The organism is Streptomyces marokkonensis (genome assembly GCF_008312835.1).
Classification (GTDB): Bacteria; Actinomycetota; Actinomycetes; order Streptomycetales; family Streptomycetaceae; genus Streptomyces; species Streptomyces marokkonensis_A.
In genome coordinates this window covers 437,091-457,403 of record NZ_VSKS01000001.1, presented here as the reverse complement: position 1 = coordinate 457,403, position 20,313 = coordinate 437,091, and the positions used below count along the sequence as shown (strand labels likewise).

At 73.5% G+C, this 20,313-nt stretch carries 16 protein-coding genes; 8 read left to right on the top strand and 8 right to left on the bottom strand.

Annotated elements, in window-relative coordinates; all coding sequences use genetic code 11:
• Nucleotides 1-91: 91 nt before the first annotated feature.
• The 4 genes from F1615_RS02020 to F1615_RS02005 are packed head-to-tail and all read left to right on the top strand — an operon-like array spanning nucleotide 92 to nucleotide 5,042.
• The gene (locus tag F1615_RS02020) at nucleotides 92-1,750 is read left to right on the top strand and encodes an L-lactate permease (RefSeq protein ID WP_149547083.1); all 1,659 of its coding nucleotides are present in this window, start codon (nucleotides 92-94) and stop codon (nucleotides 1,748-1,750) included.
• On the top strand, nucleotides 1,750-3,132 hold the full coding sequence (locus F1615_RS02015) for an FAD-binding oxidoreductase (RefSeq protein WP_149547082.1): 1,383 nt from the start codon (nucleotides 1,750-1,752) through the stop codon (nucleotides 3,130-3,132). The genes F1615_RS02020 and F1615_RS02015 overlap by 1 nt, the downstream gene beginning before the upstream one ends.
• On the top strand, nucleotides 3,129-4,394 hold the full coding sequence (locus F1615_RS02010) for a (Fe-S)-binding protein (protein WP_149547081.1): 1,266 nt from the start codon (nucleotides 3,129-3,131) through the stop codon (nucleotides 4,392-4,394). The genes F1615_RS02015 and F1615_RS02010 overlap by 4 nt, the downstream gene beginning before the upstream one ends.
• A gap of 6 nt (nucleotides 4,395-4,400) precedes the next feature.
• A complete protein-coding gene (locus tag F1615_RS02005) occupies nucleotides 4,401-5,042 on the top strand; it encodes a hypothetical protein (RefSeq protein WP_149547080.1) in 642 nt (213 codons plus the stop codon).
• A 343-nt stretch (nucleotides 5,043-5,385) separates the two neighbouring features.
• On the opposite strand, the gene F1615_RS02000 is transcribed toward F1615_RS02005, so the two are convergent.
• A complete protein-coding gene (locus tag F1615_RS02000; RefSeq protein WP_149547079.1) occupies nucleotides 5,386-6,882 on the bottom strand; it encodes a cellulose-binding domain-containing protein in 1,497 nt (498 codons plus the stop codon).
• A gap of 216 nt (nucleotides 6,883-7,098) precedes the next feature.
• Entirely contained in the window at nucleotides 7,099-8,421 is a 1,323-nt protein-coding gene (locus tag F1615_RS01995; protein WP_149547078.1) for a radical SAM protein, read from the bottom strand.
• 154 nt (nucleotides 8,422-8,575) lie between these two features.
• Between F1615_RS01995 and F1615_RS01990 the strand changes: the two genes are divergently transcribed.
• From F1615_RS01990 to F1615_RS01980, 3 genes are all read left to right on the top strand, one after another.
• The gene (locus F1615_RS01990; RefSeq protein WP_149547077.1) at nucleotides 8,576-9,829 is read left to right on the top strand and encodes a D-arabinono-1,4-lactone oxidase; all 1,254 of its coding nucleotides are present in this window, start codon (nucleotides 8,576-8,578) and stop codon (nucleotides 9,827-9,829) included.
• Nucleotides 9,830-9,982: 153 nt separating this feature from the next.
• Nucleotides 9,983-11,209, top strand: coding sequence for an ROK family transcriptional regulator (locus F1615_RS01985; RefSeq protein ID WP_149547076.1), 1,227 nt, complete (start codon nucleotides 9,983-9,985; stop codon nucleotides 11,207-11,209).
• A 56-nt stretch (nucleotides 11,210-11,265) separates the two neighbouring features.
• A complete protein-coding gene (locus F1615_RS01980; protein WP_149547075.1) occupies nucleotides 11,266-14,136 on the top strand; it encodes a glycoside hydrolase family 2 TIM barrel-domain containing protein in 2,871 nt (956 codons plus the stop codon).
• Nucleotides 14,137-14,141: 5 nt separating this feature from the next.
• Here the strand turns inward: F1615_RS01980 and F1615_RS01975 are convergent, their stop codons facing one another.
• Nucleotides 14,142-14,666, bottom strand: coding sequence for a hypothetical protein (locus tag F1615_RS01975; RefSeq protein WP_244328607.1), 525 nt, complete (start codon nucleotides 14,664-14,666; stop codon nucleotides 14,142-14,144).
• Complete coding sequence (locus tag F1615_RS01970; RefSeq protein WP_149547074.1) at nucleotides 14,648-16,357, bottom strand: PHP domain-containing protein; 1,710 nt, start codon at nucleotides 16,355-16,357, stop codon at nucleotides 14,648-14,650. Before F1615_RS01970 ends, F1615_RS01975 begins: the two co-directional genes overlap by 19 nt.
• 175 nt (nucleotides 16,358-16,532) lie before the next feature.
• On the opposite strand from F1615_RS01970, the gene F1615_RS01965 reads away from it, so the two are divergent.
• On the top strand, nucleotides 16,533-17,111 hold the full coding sequence (locus F1615_RS01965; protein WP_149547073.1) for a TetR/AcrR family transcriptional regulator: 579 nt from the start codon (nucleotides 16,533-16,535) through the stop codon (nucleotides 17,109-17,111).
• Here F1615_RS01965 and F1615_RS01960 read toward each other — a convergent pair.
• From F1615_RS01960 to F1615_RS01945, 4 genes are all read right to left on the bottom strand, one after another.
• Nucleotides 17,074-17,868: an isocitrate lyase/PEP mutase family protein gene (locus F1615_RS01960; protein ID WP_149547072.1), complete on the bottom strand. Its 795-nt coding sequence runs from the start codon at nucleotides 17,866-17,868 to the stop codon at nucleotides 17,074-17,076. The genes F1615_RS01965 and F1615_RS01960 overlap by 38 nt on opposite strands.
• Complete coding sequence (locus F1615_RS01955) at nucleotides 17,865-18,116, bottom strand: hypothetical protein (RefSeq protein WP_149547071.1); 252 nt, start codon at nucleotides 18,114-18,116, stop codon at nucleotides 17,865-17,867. The genes F1615_RS01960 and F1615_RS01955 overlap by 4 nt, the downstream gene beginning before the upstream one ends.
• Nucleotides 18,117-18,223: 107 nt before the next feature.
• Nucleotides 18,224-19,138 (bottom strand): carbohydrate esterase, encoded by a 915-nt coding sequence (locus F1615_RS01950; RefSeq protein ID WP_149547070.1) that lies wholly within the window; start codon nucleotides 19,136-19,138, stop codon nucleotides 18,224-18,226.
• A 1-nt stretch (nucleotide 19,139) separates the two neighbouring features.
• Nucleotides 19,140-20,234, bottom strand: a complete 1,095-nt coding sequence (locus F1615_RS01945) for a glycoside hydrolase family 43 protein (protein WP_149547069.1) — start codon at nucleotides 20,232-20,234, stop codon at nucleotides 19,140-19,142.
• Nucleotides 20,235-20,313 lie beyond the last annotated feature (79 nt).

Genomic DNA, 20,313 nt, shown 5'->3' with positions numbered 1-20,313 from the left:
AGACATGTGCGGTTGTCTGACAATCGACCAACCCTGCACGGAGGAGTGACGGGGATCACGTCCGTTTCCGGACATGAGGCAAGGACGCGTCATGGCTGCTTACCAACAGGTTTTCGACCCCGTCTGGGGGTCTCTCGGATGGAGTGCGCTGTTCGCCGCGCTTCCCCTGGTCACGCTCTTCGTCCTGCTGGGGGGACTGCGCTGGAAGGCGTGGAAGGCGTCGCTGGTGTCCCTGGCGGTCGCGCTGGGAGTGGCGGTCCTCGCCTACTCGATGCCCGTCGGGCAGGCGGCACTGGCCGCGAGTGAAGGAGCCGCGTTCGGCCTGTTCCCGATCATTTTCATCGTGCTGAACGCGCTGTGGATCTACAAGATGACCGAGATCACCGGCTGGGACGCGGTGCTCCGCAGGGCATTCGGGTCGCTCTCCGGCGACCAGCGGGTCCAGGCCGTGATCATCGCATTCTGTTTCGGCGCACTGCTCGAGGCGCTCGCCGGTTTCGGCACCCCGGTCGCCGTCTCCTCCGTGATGCTGATGGCGGTCGGGCTGAGACCGATGAAGGCCGCCGCAGTCTCCCTCGTCGCCAACACCGCCCCGGTCGCCTTCGGTGCCATCGCGGTCCCGATCACTACCCTCGGCAAGATCACCGGCATGGACGCGGCCGACCTCGGCGCGATGGTCGGACGCCAGACCCCGCTGCTCGCCCTGTTCGTACCGCTGGTCCTGGTCTTCATGGTGGACGGCAGGCGCGGTGTGAAGCAGACCTGGCCGATCGCCCTCGTCGCCGGATTCGCCTTCGCCGCCGCTCAGTTCGTCAGCGCCAACTACATCTCGTACGAGATCGCCGACATCGTGGCCGCCTTCGCCGGCGCCCTGGCCGTCGTGGGCATGCTGCGCGTCTGGCAGCCGAAGGAGGTGCTGGCCGCGCAGGCGCAGACCCCGGTCATCGCCGGCGGCTCCACCGCCGACGAGCGTTCGGACGCGGTCGCGCGGCGCCGGCGGACCGGCGAGGGCTCCGCCCTCAAGGCCTTCGCCCCGTACCTGATCGTCGTGGCGCTCTTCTCCGTGGCCACCGCCGGACCCGTCAAGACCTGGCTGGAGGCCCACTCCGGCTGGAAGTTCACCTGGCCCGGCCTGGATGTCGTCAACGCCCAGGGCGAGCCGCTGTCCTCCCTGACGTACAACCTCAACATCTTCAACGCCGGCGGGACCGTCCTGCTGCTGGCCGGACTGCTCACCGCCGTTCTGTACGGCATCGGCGGCCGGCGGACCGCGGGCGCCTACGTCGACACGGTCCGGCAGTTCCGGTGGACGATCGTCACCGTGATGTCGGTGCTCGCCCTGGCCTATGTGATGAACCTGTCCGGTCAGACCGTCACCCTCGGCCTGTTCCTCGCGCAGACCGGCGCCGCGTTCGCCCTGCTCTCCCCCGTGGTCGGCTGGCTCGGTGTGGCCGTCACCGGCTCCGACACCTCCTCCAACTCCCTCTTCGGCATGCTCCAGGTCACCGCGGCCGAGAAGACCGGGATCTCCGCCTACCTGCTCGGCGCGGCCAACACCACCGGCGGTGTGCTCGGCAAGATGATCTCCCCGCAGAACCTCGCCATCGCCGCGGCGGTCGTCGGCCTCGAGGGCCGCGAGGGCGAACTCTTCCGCAAGGTCGTCGGCTGGGGCCTCGGCATGCTCGTCGCGGTCTGCGCGCTGGTCTACCTCCAGTCGACCCCGGTCCTGGACTGGATGGTGGTGCGCTGATGCCCGCCGGCACCGGCCTGGCCGGGGACCTGGCCTCCATCGTGGGGAAGGACCACGTGCGGAGCGACCCCGGCGCCCTCGCCGCGTACGCCCGCGACGCCACCTCGCTCTTCCACTCCCGGCCGCAGGCCGTGGTGCTGCCCGGCAGCACCGAGGAGGTCGCGGCGGTACTGCGCTACGCCACCGCCCGCGGCGTCCCCGTGGTGCCGCGGGGCGCGGGCTCCAACCTGTGCGCGGGCACCGTGCCGCTGACCGGCGGCATCGTCCTGGTCCTGACCCGGCTGAACCAGCTGCTCGAGGTCAGCTCCGAGGAACTGCTGGCCCGCGCGCAGACCGGGGTGTCCACCGCCACGCTGGCGGACGCCGCGGCGGAGAAGGGGCTCCTCTACGCCCCCGACCCGGGCAGCAGGACCGTCTCGACCATCGGCGGCAACGTGGCGACGTGCGCCGGGGGGCTGCGCGGACTGAAGTACGGCGTCACCCGCAACTACGTCCTCGGACTCGAGGCCGTCCTGCCCACCGGCGAGGTCATCCGCACCGGCGGCAGACTGTGGAAGGACGTCGCCGGTTACGACCTGACCCGGCTGCTCACCGGCTCCGAGGGCACCCTGGCGGTGATCACCGAGGCCACGGTGGCGCTGCTCCCGGCACCCGCCGAGACCGGTACGGGAGTGGCCTACTTCGACAGCCTCGCCGCAGCCTCCCGCGCGGTGGCGGCGGTCATCGCCTCCGGTATCGTCCCGGCGACCCTCGAGTTCCTCGACCGCAAGTGCATCGACGCGGTCGAGGAGTTCGCCGGCCTCGGCCTGCGGGGGGACGCCGGCGCGCTGCTGCTGTTCGGCGACGACGGCTCGGCGGCGAACGTCGCCGGGAACCTGGCCGGGATCGGGGACGTCTGCCACGAGAACGGTGCGCTGGAGGTCACGCTGGCGGAGAGCGTGGCCCGCGCGGACGCCCTCCTCGCCGCCCGACGCTGTTCCCTGCCGGCGCTGTCCCGGCTGGGTTCGCTGACGATCCTCGAGGACGCCACCGTGCCCCGGCACCGCATGGCCGAGATGGTCGACCGCATCGACGCCATCGCCGACCGGTACGACCTGCGGATCGCCACCTTCGGCCATGCGGGGGACGGCAATCTGCACCCGACCTGTGTGCTGGACCCCGACGACGGCGAGGGCGCCGACCGCGCCCACAAGGCGTTCGCCGAGATCTTCGCCGCCGCGATCCGGCTGGACGGCACCATCACCGGCGAACACGGCGTGGGGGCGGCCAAGTTGCCGTACCTGGCCGACCGGCTCGGGGACGACCAGGTCGCCCTGTTGCGTCGCATCAAGAAGGCCTTCGATCCCGCAGGCATCCTCAACCCCGGAAAGCTCGGATCATGACCGACCACGACTCCGTGGACCACTCGAGCCCCTGCGGCTCCTCCGGCGCCGGATGCGCCGGAGGGGCCCCCGGGCCCGCCCCCGCGGCCGGTACGCCGGGCCTCGGGATCTTCGACAAGGAACTGCTGGACCGCTGCATCTCGTGCGGATTCTGTCTCCCCTCCTGTCCCACGTACGCCCTCACCGGCGAGGAGACCTCGTCCCCGCGCGGGCGCATCACACTGATGCGGGCCCTGGAGACCGGGGACCTCGCTCCCGACGATCCCACGCTTACCGAGGAGTCCTCCTTCTGCCTGGGCTGCCGTGCCTGCGAGACGGTGTGCCCGGCGGGCGTGGAGTACGGGCAGTTGCTGGAGCAGTGGCGCGACCACCAGTGGGGCGGCCGTGACCGGCCGTGGATCGCCCGGGTCCTGATGATGCTGGTCTCCCGGCCGGGGCTGTTGCGCCTCCAGGGGCTGGTGCGGCGCCACGCCCGCGGTCCGGGCGGGAAGGCCGGGCCGCGCGATGCCACCCCGGCGCCGTCCCACCCGCCGAAGGCGCCGGAGCAGCCCGTGTCCCTGATGCTGGGCTGCGTGGAACGGGGCCTCTACCCGCAGGTCTCGCGAGCCGTGCGCCGGCTGTGCCCCGAGGTCGACGTGCCGGCCTCGCAGGGCTGCTGCGGCGCGCTGCACGCGCACAACGGTGACTCGGCCACCGGCGAGAAGCTCGCCCGCACGCTCGGCGGGCAACTGCCGGGCACCATCCTCACCACGGCGGGGGGCTGCGCCGCACACCTCGCGCACCACCTCGGCCGCGACCGGGTGCGGGAGCTGAGCGAGTACCTCGACGAGCGAGAGCACCGGCCGGCCGGCCAGGTCACGGTCGACGGCCGCAGGGCCCGGGCCGCCCTCCAGGACTCCTGCCATCTGCGCAACGGTCTGGGAGTGACCCGCCCGCCCCGTGAGCTGATCGCCGAGGTCGCCGACTACGTCGAACTCCCCGGCGCGGGACAGTGCTGCGGAGCGGCCGGAACCTACGCGCTGCTCCGGCCGGCGGACAGCAGAAAGGTGCTGGACCCGAAGCTGACGGAGGTGGAGACGGCGGACGTGGACTACGTCGTGGCGCTGAATCCGGGCTGTCTGCGCCAGCTCGAGCAAGGGCTGCGCCGTGTCCGCTCCCGTGCGAGAGCGATCCATCTGGCCGAGTTCCTCGCCCTGGCGGCGGAGCCGGAGCCCGGCCGGCCGGATTCCGGCCCGGGCGCGGCCGACCCGAGGGAGCCGTGAGAGCGCATGCCCACGGATCACGCCTGCCGGGCCGCGGCCGACGCCGTGGCCCATGCTCTGGGCGCCCTCCGGGAACATCTGAGCGGTCCCGGGGAGCACGGCGGTGCGCCGCGGCTGCGGTACGGCGAACCCGTCGACGGCGCGGCGGGACTGCTCGTGTTCCTCGACGGTCTGCACGCCGAGCTGCACGGCGCCCTGACCGGCTGGTACTGCGCGCTGGACCACCGGATACGCGATGCCCTCCGGCTGCTGCCGCCGGTGACCGGGGGCGCCGCTCCCCCGGCCGCGCGGCTGCCGTCCGGCTGGGACGGCCTCGGTGGCGTGCGGTACAGGGCGGAGGAGATCCTCACCGCGCTGTCCGCCCGGCCGCGCGGTGAAGCGGCCGGCGCGGCAGGTCTGCCCCGGAGACTGGAGGTGGTGGAGGACGTGTTCGCCGGGGCCCTGCGCCGGCTCGGGGTGCCGGCGCGGGAGTCGGCCGGCCTCGCCGCCGACATGGCGGCCGCCGCCGGCTCGCTCTTCGGCATGCACCCACCGAACCGGCCCCGGGCCGCCGCCCCGCCGCACGCCCCGGCCCCCGATCGGCACCACGCGATGCCGGCCGTGGCCTTCCCGCAGCTGGGTTACCTCTCACAGGGCGGCATGCCCTGACAGGGACCGTGCGGTGACCGGGGCGGCATGCCCGGCCGGACCGGTCACCGCACGGTCCCCGCCGGCCGTGCCGCATCGCGGCCGGTCGCCCTCCGCGGGGGTCCGGTGCCGGCGGACCGACCGGGGCGGCGTGCCCGGCCGCCCGCCGCGCCAGGGCCTGGTGCGGAAGTGGCGTCACCGCCCGGAGGACGGCCACAGGGCGTCCCGTGTGTGCCCTCGGACCGTTCGCCCCGGAAGCTCCGGCGCCAGGCGCGCAACCGGGTTGTCGGACGGTGCGGCGAGGGTGCGGGCCGGTCGGACGGGCGCCGCGCGGCAGACGCCGCTTCCGCACCGGGTGCCCCGGCTAGCTGTGCACGCAGGTCCGGCCGTTGAGCGTGAAGCCGGACGGCGGGGCGTTGGTGCCGCGCCAGGAGGCGAGGAAGCCGAAGGCGAGTTTCCCGCCCGCGGCGACCGTCCTGTTGTAGTCGGCGGCGGTGGCGGCGACATGGGAGCCGTCCTGGCGCACCGAGGCGTCCCACATCTGGGTGACCTGCTGGCCGTCCTCGAAGGTGAAGCCGACGCGCCAGGAGTCGAGCGGCTCCCGCGTGGTGACGGTGACGGTGGCCTGGAAGCCGTCGGGCCACTGGTTGACCAGGTCGTAGTCGACCCGGCAGGCGGCGGGCGCGCCGCGGCCGGTGATCCCGGGCGCGGCCGTCGCGGAGGAGGTGCCCTGCGGTTCCGGGTCGGGGTTCTTCCGGTCGGGTGTGCCGCCGGGGGTGTCCTGGGCGGACGGTTTCGCCGGAGCCGGGGAGCGCGGGGAGGCGTCGTCGGCGGAGACCGTGGGGGCGGACGGCAAGGAGGGCCCGGGGTCGGCCACGGGCTGACGGTCGGCGTCGGGCCGTGCGGCGCGTTCCTCGGCCGTGTCTCCGAACGGCATCAGCGAGACCGCGAGGGCGAGCGCGGAGACGAGTACGGCGGCGACGAGCAGCGCGTTCCGGGCGACGTGGTCGCGGCCGGGCCCGTGCGCCGCGTCGTCGGTGTCCGCGTCGGCCCGGTCCGGGCGTCCGGCGCCGAGCCGCACCTCGGCGGCGCGGCGGCGGCGTTCCAGATAGGCGAGGCCGCCCCAGCCGATCACTCCGCCGGCCAGCGCCCCGGGCAGTCCCCCGCCGTGCAGGCGCAGGCAGGCGGCGGCCTCGGCGCACGGGTGGCAGGTGGCGAGGTGCCGGGAGAGGTCGTCGGGGGTGTCCGCGGCGGGCGAGCGGGTGACGGCGTCGAGGAGCCGGGCGTAGCTGCGGCACTCGGCGTCCATCGGGGAGTCGAGGTGGTTGCGGTGACAGCGGTCCCGGAACAGGCGGCTCACCTGGGCGAGTTCGTCGGCCGCGGTGGCGGGGTCGAGGCCGAGCCGGCGGGCCACCAGGGGCAGCGGCAGGGCCTCCGCCTCGGCCAGCCAGAGCAGTTCGGCGTCCGCCTGCTGCAGATCGCGCAGTCCGCGCACGGCTACCGGGCGTTGCAGCGGCGGGCCGGTGTAGCGGGCGGCCTGGTCGGAGTGGAGCCACAGCCGGAGGTCGGGGTCGAGCTTGTGTCCTCGTCCCGCTTCCTCCCAGGCGGCCGCGGTGCTGCGAACCGCGGTCAGCAGCAGGGGTATCCGGGGCAGCCGGGACGAACGGCGGCCGGTGCCCCGCGCGGCACCCGTCTCGGCCGCGCGCAGTTCTCCTATGCCCTGCGCGAAGGCCTCGCGGGCCAGTTCGGCGGCGGCGGTGGATCCCGCCGTGCACAGGTCGGCGTACGAGAGCACCGCGTCCCAGCACTCGGAGAACAGCGCCGCCTCGGTGGCGTCCTGGGGGCTCGGCAGGTCGGGCATGAGACTCCTGCATCACATGCGAGGTCAACTCGCCATAACGGGCCTGGAGTTGGGGGAAACCTCGCGGCAGTGGCCGAGCTTTTCACGTACTCGACACAACTGACAAGCGCCGTCTTCACTTTCTGTGGCGGCGCCGCGACCCCTCGCGGTGACAATACGCAAGGAAGGCCGGAACGTCTCGGTTCCGGCCTTCCCCGTCCTCCGTCCCGGTGTCCCTCAGACCGTCCCGGCGGGCTCCTGCGCGGGGAGGCTGTCCATGAAGGAGCTGACGGAGAACACCGCCTGGCCGGGTCCGGGAGGACCGTACCCGGGGGGCGAGGACAGGCCGAAGTCCTCCATGGTCCGGCGGTACGCCTGGAGCAGCCGGATGTGGTACTCCAGCGGCGCTCCCTGCGGGTTGGCCTTGCCGAGCGGGGTGGTCGGCTCCGGGCACCAGGTGGTGAAGCGGGGCGTGATGCCGTGCGACATGAAGAAGCGCAGGCCCTCGGTGGTGGACTCGATCGCCTCGTCGACGGTCTTGAAGCCGAACGGCTCGGCCATCTCGACGCCCGCGACGAAGTTGGGGATCACGTTGCGCGCGCCGAAGATCTCGGCCGAGTCGAGGATCCGCCGGTGCCACTCGTCGCGGCCGACGTAGCGCTCCTTGCCGGGGCAGTACATCTTGAACAGGTACTCGTCCCACACCTCGTAGTTGGGGTGGTAGATCTGCACGCCGTAGTCCTTGAAGCGCCGCACGTCGTCCTTGGGCAGCGCCTGGGCGACGACCTTGCCGATCCAGCGGCCGGGGAAGCGCTCCTCGATGGCCTTGGCGTAGTGGCCGTAGAAGTCGGCCTCGTCACGCCCGGAGACCGTCTTGGTGATGGCGCCGCCGGTGAGGGTGTAGGCGGTGGAGGCCTTCGCCGTGTCGTACCGGTCGATGATCTCCAGGGCCTCGAGGACCTCCTCGACGTCCTTCACCCCGGTGTAGGGCCGGCCGGCCGCCTTGTGCTGGCGCCAGTTGTGGTTGATGTCGCAGTACTGGCACTCCTCCTTGGCGCCGAAGTACTGGCAGACCCGGAAGACGGTCAGGTAGATCAGGTAGCCCCACTGGATGGTGGGGGCGACCTCCATGACCGACTTCCCGTTGGACAGGGTGTGCCGGTAGTACTCGGGCATGGGCGGCACCCCGACGTCCGAGATCCGCCTGCCGTCGAGGTAGAGGCCGAGCACGCCGTGCTCGTCGGCGGCGACGCGGTAGGGGGAGGCCGGGTTCACGCGGACCGACACCACCGTGCGGCGCAGGTCGTACGGACCACCCGTGAGGATGATCTCCTCCGGCGGCCGCCGCAGCGCGGCCTCGCCCAGCTCGGGCAGGGTGCCGTGGTCGAAGGAGAAGATGAAGTAGGACTTCGGTTTGACCTCTCCGCTCTCGTTGTCACTGAGCGCGGACGGGTCGAAGGCCACACCGCCGCGCAGCAGGTCCTCCTTGAAGACGGCCTCGCGCGGCACGTGCGGGAACCGCTCCATCAGATCCTCGACCAGCGCGGTACGGCTGCCCATCCCGTGTTCTCCTCCCGGTTCGGACGTACGACTCCTCACGGTATGCCCCCGGTCGGACATCCGGGCTGCCGGGTCCCCCCACGTGGCGTGGGCCACTCCCGAGGTAGGTTCCGGCGAGGGCCCGTTTCGGCCCCGGTGGCCGGAAGGACGAGGGATGACCGAGAGCGTGACCAACTGGGCGGGCAACATCACGTACGCCGCCAAGGAGCTGCACCGCCCGCGCACCCTGGACGCGCTGCGCGCGCTGGTCGCGGAGAGCCCCCGGGTGCGGGCGCTCGGCAGCGGGCACTCCTTCAACGAGATCGCCGAGGCCGGCGAGGACGGCGTCCTGCTCTCCCTCGGCGGGCTGCCCCCGCGGATCGACGTGGACACGGCGGCCCGGACGGTACGGGTCGGGGGCGGGGTGCGCTACGCGGAACTGGCCCGGGAGGTGCACCGGCACGGGCTGGCGCTGGCGAACATGGCGTCGCTCCCGCACATCTCGGTGGCCGGCTCGGTCGCCACCGGCACGCACGGCTCGGGGGTGGGCAACGGCCCGCTCTCGTCGTCCGTGCGCGCGGTGGAGCTGGTCACGGCGGACGGCTCGACGGTGACCGTCGAGCGCGGCGACGAGCGGTTCGGCGGGGCGGTCACCTCGCTGGGGGCGCTCGGTGTCGTCGTCACGCTCGTCCTGGACCTGGAACCGGCCTTCGAGGTGGAGCAGCGCGTGTTCACCGAGTTGCCGCTGGAGGGGCTGGACGCCGGCACGTTCGAGAAGGTCATGGCGTCGGCGTACAGCGTGAGCCTGTTCACCGACTGGCGGTCGCCGGGCTTCCGGCAGGTGTGGGTGAAACGGCGCACCGACCAGCCGCTGCCGGACTTCCCCTGGGCCGCTCCGGCGACCGAGAAGATGCACCCGGTGCCCGGGATGCCGGGGGTGAACTGCACCGAGCAGTTCGGGGTGCCGGGGCCCTGGCACGAGCGGCTGCCGCACTTCCGGGCGGAGTTCACCCCGAGCAGCGGCGCGGAGCTCCAGTCGGAGTACCTGGTGCCGCGCAGGTCGGCCGTGGCGGTGCTGCGCGCGCTGGACGAGGTCCGGGATGCGGTCGCGCCCGTGCTGCAGACCTGCGAGGTGCGCACCGTCGCCGCGGACGACCAGTGGCTCAGCCCTTCCTACGACCGGGACACGGTGGCCGTCCACTTCACGTGGATCGAGGACACCCGGACGGTACTGCCCGTGGTGCGGCGGGTGGAGGAGGCGCTGGCGCCGTTCGACACGCGTCCGCACTGGGGGAAGGTGTTCACCACGCCGGCGGCGGAGCTGCACGCCCGCTACCCGCGCCTGCACGACTTCCGGGCCCTCGTCCGTGACCTGGACCCGGCGGGCACGTTCACCAACGCCTTCGTACGGGACGTGCTCGCGGGCTGACCCCCACCCGCCGGTGGAACCCCCGGGCGGCCTCGCCCGGACTTCGTCCAGCCCTTTTCCCAACCCCTTGTCGAACGCCGGTCCTCCTGCGTAGCCTTGCCGCGCGCCGGTGCCCGGTCGGCCCGGCCCGGCAGGCAATGGGGGCAGCTGACGGTGAAGCGCACATCACGGGACATCCGCACGGCCAACCGCTTTCAGGTGCTGCGCCAGATCATCGCCGCGTCGCCCACCTCCCGGCAGGAGCTGGCGGCCGCCACCGGGCTGAGTCTCGCCACCGTCGCCACCCTGGTCGGCGAGCTGCTCGACCTCGGCCTGATCACCGAGGTCGGCTTCGAGGACTCGGCCGGAGGCCGCCCCCGGGGCCTGGTGGCCGTCAACGCGTCCGGCGGCACGCTGATCGGGGTGGACCTGGCCGAGACCTACGTCCGGGTCGAACTGTTCGACCTCGCACTGAACGTGCTGGCCCGGGCCGAGGAGGGGATGCGCCCCGCGGACAGCCGGCCCGAGCAGGTCGTGCGGCACGTGGCGACGGCGGTCGGATCGGTGGTGGCGCGGGCCGGGGCGGAGGGCGCGCGGGTGCTCGGGGCCGGGGTGAGCGTCCCGGGCCAGGTGGACCGGGACACCGGTGTCTGCGAGTACGCGCCGAACTTCGACTGGCACGACGTGCCGCTGCTCGATCTGCTCGCCGGCCACATCGCCCACCCGCTGTATCTGGACAATCCGCTGCGGGCCTGCGCGGTGGCCGAGCTGTGGTCCGGGGCGGCGCGCGGGCACGGTGACGCGGTGGTGGTCAACCTGGGGACCGGGGTGGGCGCCGGACTGATTCTGGGCGGCGGGGTGCACCGGGGGGTGAGCAACAGCGCCGGCGAGTGGGGCCACACCACGCTCGTCCTGGACGGCCGCCCGTGCCACTGCGGCGACCGCGGCTGTGTGGAGGCGTACACGGGCGCGCCCGGGATCATGCTGAACCTGCGGGAACTGAGCCCGGACAGCCCGCTGCTGCATCCCGGGGACCAGACGGCCACCATCGACGCCCTCGCCCGGGGGGTGCGCGCGGGCGATCCGGTGGCGACGGCGGTCCTCCGGCACACCGCCCGCTGTCTCGGCGCCGGTGTCGCCGATCTGGTCAACCTGTTCAATCCGGAGGTGGTCGTGCTCAGCAGCTGGGTCGCGGCCGCGTTCGGCGAGCCGCTGCTCGAGGAGGTGCGCGCGGCGGTCACCCGGCACGCGCTGCGCCGCCCGCTGGCCGCCACCCGGATCGTCCTCTCCCCGATCCCGACCGATCCGGTGTGTCTGGGGGCGGCGACGTTCGCGCTGGAGGGGGCGTTGCAGTCGGCCGGCAGGGGCACCAGGACCCGCGCGCCCGGCGTCCGCCGATGACTCCGGCCCGGAAACGGCACGTTCGTCAGCACGAACGACCCACGACTAGGAGATCCATGTCATTGCGCACCCCGGCGAACGGCTCCACCGGCTATGTCGAGGACGTCTCCCCCGGCCGCGGGACCCTGCCCCCGCGCGCCTGGTACGCGTCCTCCGACGCGGCGTCCCTGTCACTGAACGGCACATGGCGCCTGCGGGTGTCCCAGGCCGCGGACGCCGAGGACGACGCCTTCGCCGCGCCCGGGTACGACGCCGGTGACTGGCCGGAGGTGACCGTGCCGGGCCACTGGGTGCTCCAGGGCCACGGCGCGCCGGTCTACACCAACCACCTGTACCCCTTCCCCGTCGACCCGCCGCACGTCCCGGACGAGAACCCGACCGGCGACCACCTGCGCGTCTTCGACCTGCCGGACGGCTGGCCCGCCGGGGGCGACGCCGTGCTCCGCTTCGACGGCGTCGAGTCCTGTGCCCGGGTGTGGCTGAACGGCACGGACGTCGGGGAGTTCAAGGGCTCCCGCCTGCCGCACGAGTTCGCGGTGGGACGGTTGCTGAAGCCGACGGGGAACGTCCTCGCCGTGCGCGTCCACCAGTGGTCGGCCGGGTCGTACCTGGAGGACCAGGACCAGTGGTGGCTGCCCGGCATCTTCCGCGACGTGACCCTGCTGCACCGCCCCGCGGGCGCCGCCGGCGACTTCTTCGTGCACGCCTCCTACGACCACGTCACCGGTGAGGGCACCCTGCGCGTCGACTCCGGCGCCGGGGGCCGGGTGACCGTGCCGGAACTGGGCGTCGACGTCGCGGCCGGCGAGCCGGTGACGCTCCCGGTCCAGCCGTGGACGGCGGAGACACCCCGGCTGTACGACGGCGTACTGGCGACGGCGGGCGAACGCGTCCCGCTGCGCGTCGGCTTCCGTACGGTCGCCCTGGACGACGGCGTGATCAAGGTCAACGGAACGCCGCTGCTCCTCAAGGGCGTCAACCGGCACGAGTGGCACCCGCGCACCGGCCGCGCGCTGGACCTCGGCACCATGCGCGAGGACGTGCTGCTGATGAAGCGGCACAACGTCAACGCCGTCCGCACCTCGCACTATCCACCGCACCCGGCCTTCCTCGACCTGTGCGACGAGTACGGGCTGTGGGTCGTCGACGAGTGCGACCTGGAGACCCACGGCTTCGTCGAGCAGGACTGGCGGGACAACCCCGTCGACGACGACCGCTGGACCCCCGCCCTGCTCGACCGGGCCGCCCGCATGGTCGAGCGGGACAAGAACCACCCGTCGGTGGTGATGTGGTCCCTCGGCAACGAGGCGGGCACCGGACGCGGACTGACCGCCATGGCCGAATGGATCCGCGACCGGGACCCCTCACGTCTGCTGCACTACGAGGGCGACCAGGGCTGCCGTGACACGGATGTGTACTCGCGGATGTATCCGCCGCACGCCGAGGTGGAGCGGATCGCCAAGGGCCTGGACGGCGGCACCCACCGCGGGCGCAGGCTGCCGCTGATCCTCTGCGAGTACGCGCACGCCATGGGCAACGGTCCCGGCGGACTGGCCGAGTACCAGGAGCTGTTCGAGACCTACGACCGGCTCCAGGGCGGCTTCGTCTGGGAGTGGATCGACCACGGCGTCGAGCACCCGGACCTGGGCTACGCCTACGGCGGCGACTTCGGGGAGGAACTGCACGACGGCAACTTCGTCTGCGACGGCCTGCTGTTCCCGGACCGCACGCCCTCACCGGGACTGACCGAGTACAAGAAGGTGATCGAGCCGGTCCGGATCGAGGCGGGCGCGGCGGACGGCACCGTACGGCTGACCAACCGGTACGACTTCGCGGACCTGTCCCATCTGGAGTTCGCCGTCTTCCACCAGGTGGACGGCGTGCCGTTGGGGGCGCGTCCGCTCATCGTGCCGCCGCTCGACCCCGGGGAGTCGGCGGAGGTCGCGCTGCCCGAGGCCCCGGAGGGCGGGGGCGGGGAGGTGCAGTGGACGGTGCGGGCGCTGCTCGCCGAGGACACGCCCTGGGCCGGCAAGGGCCACGAGGTGGCGTGGGCACAGCGAACGGTCGCCCGCCGCGCCCCGCTGCCCGCGGCGGCCGGGGTGCGCCCCGTCCTCGACGGGGACCGGATCACCCTGGGTCCGGCGGTCTTCGACGCCCGCACGGGCGCGCCGCTCACCCTCGCCGGTGTGCCGGTGCACGGTCTGCGCCTGGACGTGTGGCGGGCGACCACCGACAACGACGACGGCGCGCCGTGGCAGCCGGACGCCCGGTACGGACCGCTGTGGCGCGAGCTGGGTCTGCACCGCATGCGGCACCGCCTGGATTCCGTCGGGACGGACGACGACGCGCTGACCGTGCGGACCCGGGTGGCGCCCGCCGGCCGGGAGGCCGGGCTGCGGACGGCGTACCGCTGGACGTCCGACGGCACGCGCGTGCGGCTGACCGTCTCGGTCGTGCCGGAGGGCGACTGGCGGGTGCCGCTGCCCCGGCTCGGCATCCGCTTCGGGCTGGAGGGCACCCCCGAGGACCCCGTCCGCTGGTTCGGCGGCGGGAGCGAGTCGTATCCCGACACCCGGACCGCGTCCAGGGACCTGCTGTGGGACGCGAGCGTGCGGGACCTCCAGACGCCCTACGTGCGCCCGCAGGAGAACGGCGCCCGCGGTGACGTGCGCCGGGCGGAGATCGGCGGCCTGAGGGTCGACGGCGATCCGGTGTTCTGGTTCACGGCCAGGCCCTGGACCACCGAACACCTGGACGCCGCCCGTCACCTCACCGACCTCACGCCCGACGGCACGGTCTGGGTCAACCTGGACCACCGTCAGCACGGCATCGGCTCGCAGTCCTGCGGCCCGGGCCCGCTCCCCCGGTACTACCTGTGGCCGGAGCCCGCGGAGTTCTCGTTCGTCTTCTCGCAGCCGCGTGACTGACGGGCTCAGTGGCCGGCGCAGCAGGGCGTGGGGTCCGGGACCTCGAACGGCACGAGCGTGCCGCCCGGGGCCGGGGTGGCGGCGAGGACCAGTTCGTCCCGCTGCCACTGCGGCCGCACGTGGTCCCGGGTCACCACGCGCGTCCGCGGATCCGGGGGTTCGGGCGTGCCCAGGACCCTCACGCGGGCGATCGCGGAGCCGGCGAGCAGCTCCGCGACGGTCATCGTGCCGGTGAGAGCGAAGGCGCCCGGGTAGAGCACGGCGCGTCCCCCCGCGTCGGGCAGCCCCGGGGAGACGGTGCCGTACCCCGCGAGCCGCTCCCGGAGGGTCTCCGGGAGCGGCCGCGAGGGCAGGGACAGGGACACGACGACGCGCGGACGGCCGCCGCGTACCAGGTGGGTGCAGCCGAACACGTCCTCGGGGAGGGCGAGTCCGGCCGCCATCCGGTGCAGCAGGTGGTCGGCGTCGGGCAGGTCCCCGGTGCCCGCGTCCACGGTGAGGGCGTACGGCGTCACGACGGCAGGACCCACACCGGGTTGCTGTAGAACCACAGGTCGCGCCACGGGTCGGCGTCACCCACGACATCGAGGGCGGGGCCCGCCGGGTCGGCCCCGGCGCCCATCGCGCCGACGGCGGACCGGTTGCCGTCGGTGCCGCGCAGCCGGACGTAGAGCGGGCGGTCGACACGGCCGAGGTCGAAGGTGACGCGGACGGTGCCGGCCTGCTTGCCGATGTCGTACGACCGGGCGACCTTCGCCGTGGGCGCGGTGAACGTGTCCTGGTCGGCGACCGGTCCTGTCACGTCGCCCTGGATGACGTCGACGCGGGCGAGCCTCGGTGTGAAGCCGGCCCAGTTGGGGCCGCCGGCGAGCGCGATGTCGGCGGTGAGCGTCACCCTGGTGCCCTTGCGGACGTGCAGGGCCCCGCCGAGCGTGGCCCAGCGGCTGCCGCCGGCGACCCGGACGTCGAGGCCGCTGATGAGCCGGCCGTGGTCGACCCAGATGCGGCCGGCCCGGATGCCGTCCATGACGGCGGCGTAGGAGAAGCCGTCGGCGCCGACGTGCGTGCGGCTGTACTGGCCGGGCCAGTAGTCGCCCTGGTTGACGTCGATCTGCCCGCCGTAGACGGGGTCGGGGTACCGGCCGTCGGTGGTGAAGTCGCCGCCGGTGCCGCGTGCGGCGGTGTCGGCGTACACCTGGTGGGAGTCGGAGTTGGCGGTGATCCACCAGGGGCGGCCCTCGGCGAGGAGGCTGTCCCACAGGCCGCCGACGGTGGCGGTCATCCAGTCGAAGCCGCCCCAGGTGCGGTAGCTCTCCAGCGGGTAGCCGGGGAAGGAGTTGGCGCCGGGGTTGTTGTCGTAGATGCCGCGGGCCCGGCCCATGCCGAGCGGCTTCGGCAGGCCGGCGGCCTGGTGGCCGGGGGCGCCCTCGAAGCCGACGGCGATCTGCCGGTCTCCGGTGCCGGTCGCGTCGCGCCAGGCGCGGATCTCGTGCGGGGAGTCCACACCGCGCCGCGCCGGGTGGTTGGCGAGCATCAGCGCGTCCTGGACCTTGCGCCGTGCGACCTGCTCGGCCAGGAAGTCGAGGCCGGCGACGGCGAGGGCCTCGTTGGCGGGGGTGGAGTCGGAGGCACCCTTGACGCTGCCGTCGTAGTCGGTCTCGAACTGCTTGAGGACGGAGACCTCGTGGCGGCCGGGGTGGACGAAGACGGTGCCGTGCTCGGCGGCCGGGATGTTCCACTCCAGGCCCTGGAAGACGAGGGTGTCCCGGTGGGCGCTTCGCGCCTCCCTGATGTCCGGGTTGACCTTCTCGACGCCGATCCTGGCGTGGGTCGCGCTGCCGTGGTCGGTGATGACCAGCCAGTCCATGCCGTGCTTGGCACCCTGGCGGACCTGGTCGACGACGCGGTACTTGCCGTCGCTGCTGTACTGGGTGTGGATGTGGTGGTCGCCCGCGAGCCACAGGAAGCCCCTGCCCCTGCCGCGGCGGCTGTCGCCCGCCGCGTGCGCGGGAGTGGCCGCACCGGCGCCGGTGGACAGCACGGTGCCGGCCGTGAGCCCCGCGCCGAGCAGCCCGGCCCGGCGCAGCAGCGTGCGGCGGGACTTCTGCTCGGGGCTCAGCGCCTCGTCCGGCACGGAGGTGTCGAAGGCGGCGGGCAGGGGCGCCGTCGTCTCGTGCCGGTGGTCGTGCCCGTGGTGGTGGTGATGGTGCCCGTGACCCATGAAGTGCCTCCTCGGTGGCGCGGCGCGACCACGCCGCCCGAGGAGGATCAGGGCAACGCGTGAACGTGGAACGACCGACGGGTGAGCGTGATGTGCCCCGCACACGGCGGCTCGCCCCGCCCGCTGGGTAGGCTGGGCGCTTCCCGGACCCCTCAGGCGCCCCTCGGAGGTCTCCATTCCCCGCGCCGGACTGACCGCCGGACGTCTCGTCGCGGCCGCCGCCGATCTCGCCGACGAGGCGGGCTACGAGAACGTCACCCTGTCCGCGCTGGCCCGCCGATTCAACGTCAAGGACGCGAGCCTGTACGCCCATGTCCGCGGCCTGCACGACCTGCGCGTGAGGATGGCACTGCTCGCGGGCGGCGAGATGATCGACCGGATCGCGGCGGCGGTCGCCGGCCGGACCGGCAAGGAGGCGCTGGCCGCGTTCGCCGGCGCCTACCGCGCGTACGCCCTCACCCACCCCGGCCGCTACGCGGCGACCCAGATCCGCCTGGACCGGTCCCTCGCCACCGACTCCCCGGCGATGCGCCGCACCGCCGAGGTCACCTACGGTCTGCTCCGCGCCTACGGCCTGGACGAACCCGACCTCACCGACGCCGTCCGCCTGCTGCGCAGCACCCTTCACGGCTACTGCGCCCTGGAGTCCTCCGGCGCCTTCGGCGCACCCCGCGACCTCGAGGCGTCCTGGGACCGGGCGATCGAGGCCCTGGACGTCACCCTGCGGAACTGGCCCCGTCGGCAGGGGGGTTGACTCCGCTCAGGGCGCTGATCCGCTCGTACGAGGGTGTCGTGCCCTCCGGCACTCCGTGGCCCGAGCGGATCCCGGCCGCCGTCTCCACCGCCGCGCCGAGCGCCCGGCGGTACAGGAGCGAGCCCAGGCTGACGCGGCGGACGCCGAGGTCGGTGAGGTGGGGAACGGACGGCCCGGTGGGCGAGTAGAGGACGTTGAGGGGCAGGCCGTCCAGGCCGCGGACCAGGGTGGCGATGGCGCGCGGGTCGGTGAGGCCGGGGACGAAGACGCCGTGGGCGCCGGCGTCGCGGTAGGCCCGGGCGCGGGCCAGGGTGTCCTCCGGGTCGCCGTCGCCCCGCCAGTACGTGTCCGTGCGGGCGTTGACGAAGAGGCCCGGGGCCGCCGCGCGGACGGCGGCGATCTTCGCGGCGTGCCGGCCGGCGGGTCCGAGTCCGTCCTCCAGGTTGATGCCGGCCGCGCCCAGCGCGTACAGCTCCCGGGCGAACTCGGCCACCCGGTCCGGATCGTCGCTGAAGCCGCCCTCCGCGTCCACGGACAGCAGGAGAGGGGCCGAGCCGAGGGTGAGCGCGAGCCGCAGCGTCTCTTCCCGGGTGGCCGCGGCGCCGTCCGGCAGTCCGGCCGCCGCGGCGACGCCCAGGCTCGTGGTGCCGACGGCGCGGAAGCCGTGCGCGGCCAGCAGGAGGGCGGAGGCGTGGTCCCAGGCGTTCGGCAGCAGCAGGGGTTCGTCCGCGTGGTGGAGCTCGGCGAAGGCGGTCATGACAGGTCTCCCACGGCGTCGGCGTAGTGGACGGACTCCTGACCGGCGAGGCGTGCAGCCGGCTCCGCGAGGTGGTCGATCAGGTGGTCGGCGACGCGGCGGATCGCCTTGTGCGGGGTGTGGACGCGGTCGTCGGCGTGCACGGGTTCGCCGTTCCAGCGGGGCCGGCCGGCGGCCAGGGCGAGGACGTGGTCGGCCATGCCGGTGCCGGCCGCGGCGGGGGTGGGGGTCTGCGTGCTCTCGGTCATGGGGAAACGCTAGGAGCGTGACGCTTCGGTGGCGGCCGAAGTGTCCGTGCCCCGCGGGGAGGCAGGGACCTGGGGCGCCCCGGTTCCGGTCGGAACGCCCCAGGGGTTCATCCCACCCTGACTCCGCCCTCCGGCACCAGACGCAGGTCGACGAGTTCCTCGCGGACCAGGTCCGCGTAGAGGGTCGCGCCGTGCACGGAGGTGTGCGTGTTGTCCCGTTTCTCGTCGTACAGGTAGAGCGCCTTGGAGCCCTCCACGCCGAAGGACTCCACCAGCGCCTTGGTCCGTGCCGTGAGGTCGATCAGCGGGACGTCCCGGTCGGCCGCGACGGAGCGGATGACGGCCGGGTGGTCGACGCCGAGCCCGTTGACCAGCAGTGCCGTGTCGTTGTCCAGCGTGAGGTCGCCGTGCCGGATCAGTGGCCTGACGGTGTCCCAGAGGAGCGGGTTCCCGAGATAGCTGACCGTACTCTCCCCGGAATCGGCGTAGTTGGCGACGGACAGCCCCTTGCGCAGGTACTGGGGCAGTCGCCGGCCCCAGCCGGAGTACGGGTCTCCGGGCTGGTCGCAGACGGTGGAGTCACCGATCAGGAGGATCTGCCGGGCGTGCCGTGCCGGGGTGACCCGGATCCCGGCGAGCGCGGGCGCCGCCCCGCCGACGGTAAGGTCCAGGCCGGGTGTGCCCCCGGGGCCGAGGGGCTCGCCCTCGGGGGTGCGGACGTTGACGGTGAAGCCGCGGACGGTCCGTTCCCCGGCCGGTACCGCGGTCTCGGGGAGCAGGGCGCGCCGGGTCTCTCCGCCCACGGCGGTGCTGGACGCGTCGTCGCCGCCGAGGGTGACCCGTACGTCGTACGTACCGGGCGGCAGCGCGAAGTGGCAGGCGGTGGCGGCGCAGTGCTCGATGCCCTGGACCGGGCTCCGCCCGTGCTGGTGGCCCTGGGCCGGTACGGCCGTCAGGCCGACGCCCAGGGCCACGGCAGCCGTGAGGACGGCCCGGCCGGCCGGCCTGTACGCGCGTCCCATGTCAGATCCCCTCCCCCGTCGCCGTGTCGGCCACGGGGACGCCGAAGTCGGGGGTGCCGTCGGCGTGCCAGCCGAGCTTCTGGACGCGGGTGTGCCGGTTGGGATCGTGCAGCGGATCGCCGTCGATCTCCTTGTACGGGCGGGCGTGGTACACGAGCACGTCGGTACGGCCGTCCTCGGCGACGGTGAAGCAGTTGTGGCCGGGTCCGTACTGCCCGGTCGTGTCGTTGCTCGCGAGGACGGGGACGGGCGACTTGGACCAGTGCGCCGGGTCCATGAGGTCACTGTCCTCGTCGGCGGTCAGCAGGCCCACGCAGTAGTTGGCGTCGGTGGCACTGGCCGAGTAGGTCATGAACAGCCGCCCGTTGCGCTTGAGGACGTACGGCCCCTCGTTGACGGCGAAGCCGATGCGCTCCCAGCCGTACTCGGGTGTGGTGAGCCGCACCTGAGGGCCCGTCAGCGTCCAGGGGTTCGCCATCTCGGAGAGCCAGACGGCCGTGTTGTTGTCCGTCCCGGGTTCGTGCTGGGCCCAGGCCAGGTAGCGGGTGCCGCGGTGGGTGAACGTGGTGGCGTCCAGGGAGAAGGTCTCCCAGGCGGTCCTGATCCGGCCCTTCTCGACCCAGCGGCCCCTGAAGGGGTCGGGGTGGGCGTTCTCCAGCACCCAGATGCGGATGGCCCACACGTCCTCGGCGGGCGCGGCGGCGAAGTAGACGTACCACCTGCCGCCGGCCCGGTGCATCTCCGGCGCCCAGATGTGGGCGCCCATGTCGCCGGTGGGGTGCGCCCGCCAGATGACGGACTCGGCGGCGCCGGAGAGGCCGTTCAGCGTGCGGGAGCGGCGCAGGACGATCCGGTCGTACTCGGGGGCGGTGGCGGTGAAGTAGTAGAAGCCGTCGGTGTGGCGGGTGATGTGCGGGTCGGCGCGGTTGCGGACGAGCGGGTTCACGTACGGGGCCGCCTTCGGGCGTGCGGCGGGGGCGGCGTGTGCCGTCGCGGGCGTGGTGGCGGCGACGGCGCCCGCGGCCAGGGCGCCTTTCAGCAGGAGTCGGCGGGCGGGAGGCGGGGGCGGTCCGGGCGGGTCGGCGGCGCGGCTCATGCGGTTGCCTCTCGTGGGGGAGGACGAAGGACGAGCGGGCTCGACATATCGAACGTCATCTGACATGACGAACGCCGAA

Coding starts and splice junctions, on each gene's coding strand:
- F1615_RS02015 (WP_149547082.1), top strand. CDS start 1,750: ATGCCCGCCGGCACCGGCCTGGCCGGGGACCTGGCCTCCATCGTGGGG.
- F1615_RS01945 (WP_149547069.1), bottom strand. CDS start 20,234: ATGAGCCGCGCCGCCGACCCGCCCGGACCGCCCCCGCCTCCCGCCCGC.
- F1615_RS01995 (WP_149547078.1), bottom strand. CDS start 8,421: ATGGGCAGCCGTACCGCGCTGGTCGAGGATCTGATGGAGCGGTTCCCG.
- F1615_RS02005 (WP_149547080.1), top strand. CDS start 4,401: ATGCCCACGGATCACGCCTGCCGGGCCGCGGCCGACGCCGTGGCCCAT.
- F1615_RS02020 (WP_149547083.1), top strand. CDS start 92: ATGGCTGCTTACCAACAGGTTTTCGACCCCGTCTGGGGGTCTCTCGGA.
- F1615_RS01970 (WP_149547074.1), bottom strand. CDS start 16,357: ATGGGTCACGGGCACCATCACCACCACCACGGGCACGACCACCGGCAC.
- F1615_RS01955 (WP_149547071.1), bottom strand. CDS start 18,116: ATGACCGAGAGCACGCAGACCCCCACCCCCGCCGCGGCCGGCACCGGC.
- F1615_RS02000 (WP_149547079.1), bottom strand. CDS start 6,882: ATGCCCGACCTGCCGAGCCCCCAGGACGCCACCGAGGCGGCGCTGTTC.
- F1615_RS01960 (WP_149547072.1), bottom strand. CDS start 17,868: ATGACCGCCTTCGCCGAGCTCCACCACGCGGACGAACCCCTGCTGCTG.
- F1615_RS02010 (WP_149547081.1), top strand. CDS start 3,129: ATGACCGACCACGACTCCGTGGACCACTCGAGCCCCTGCGGCTCCTCC.
- F1615_RS01950 (WP_149547070.1), bottom strand. CDS start 19,138: ATGGGACGCGCGTACAGGCCGGCCGGCCGGGCCGTCCTCACGGCTGCC.
- F1615_RS01980 (WP_149547075.1), top strand. CDS start 11,266: ATGTCATTGCGCACCCCGGCGAACGGCTCCACCGGCTATGTCGAGGAC.
- F1615_RS01990 (WP_149547077.1), top strand. CDS start 8,576: ATGACCGAGAGCGTGACCAACTGGGCGGGCAACATCACGTACGCCGCC.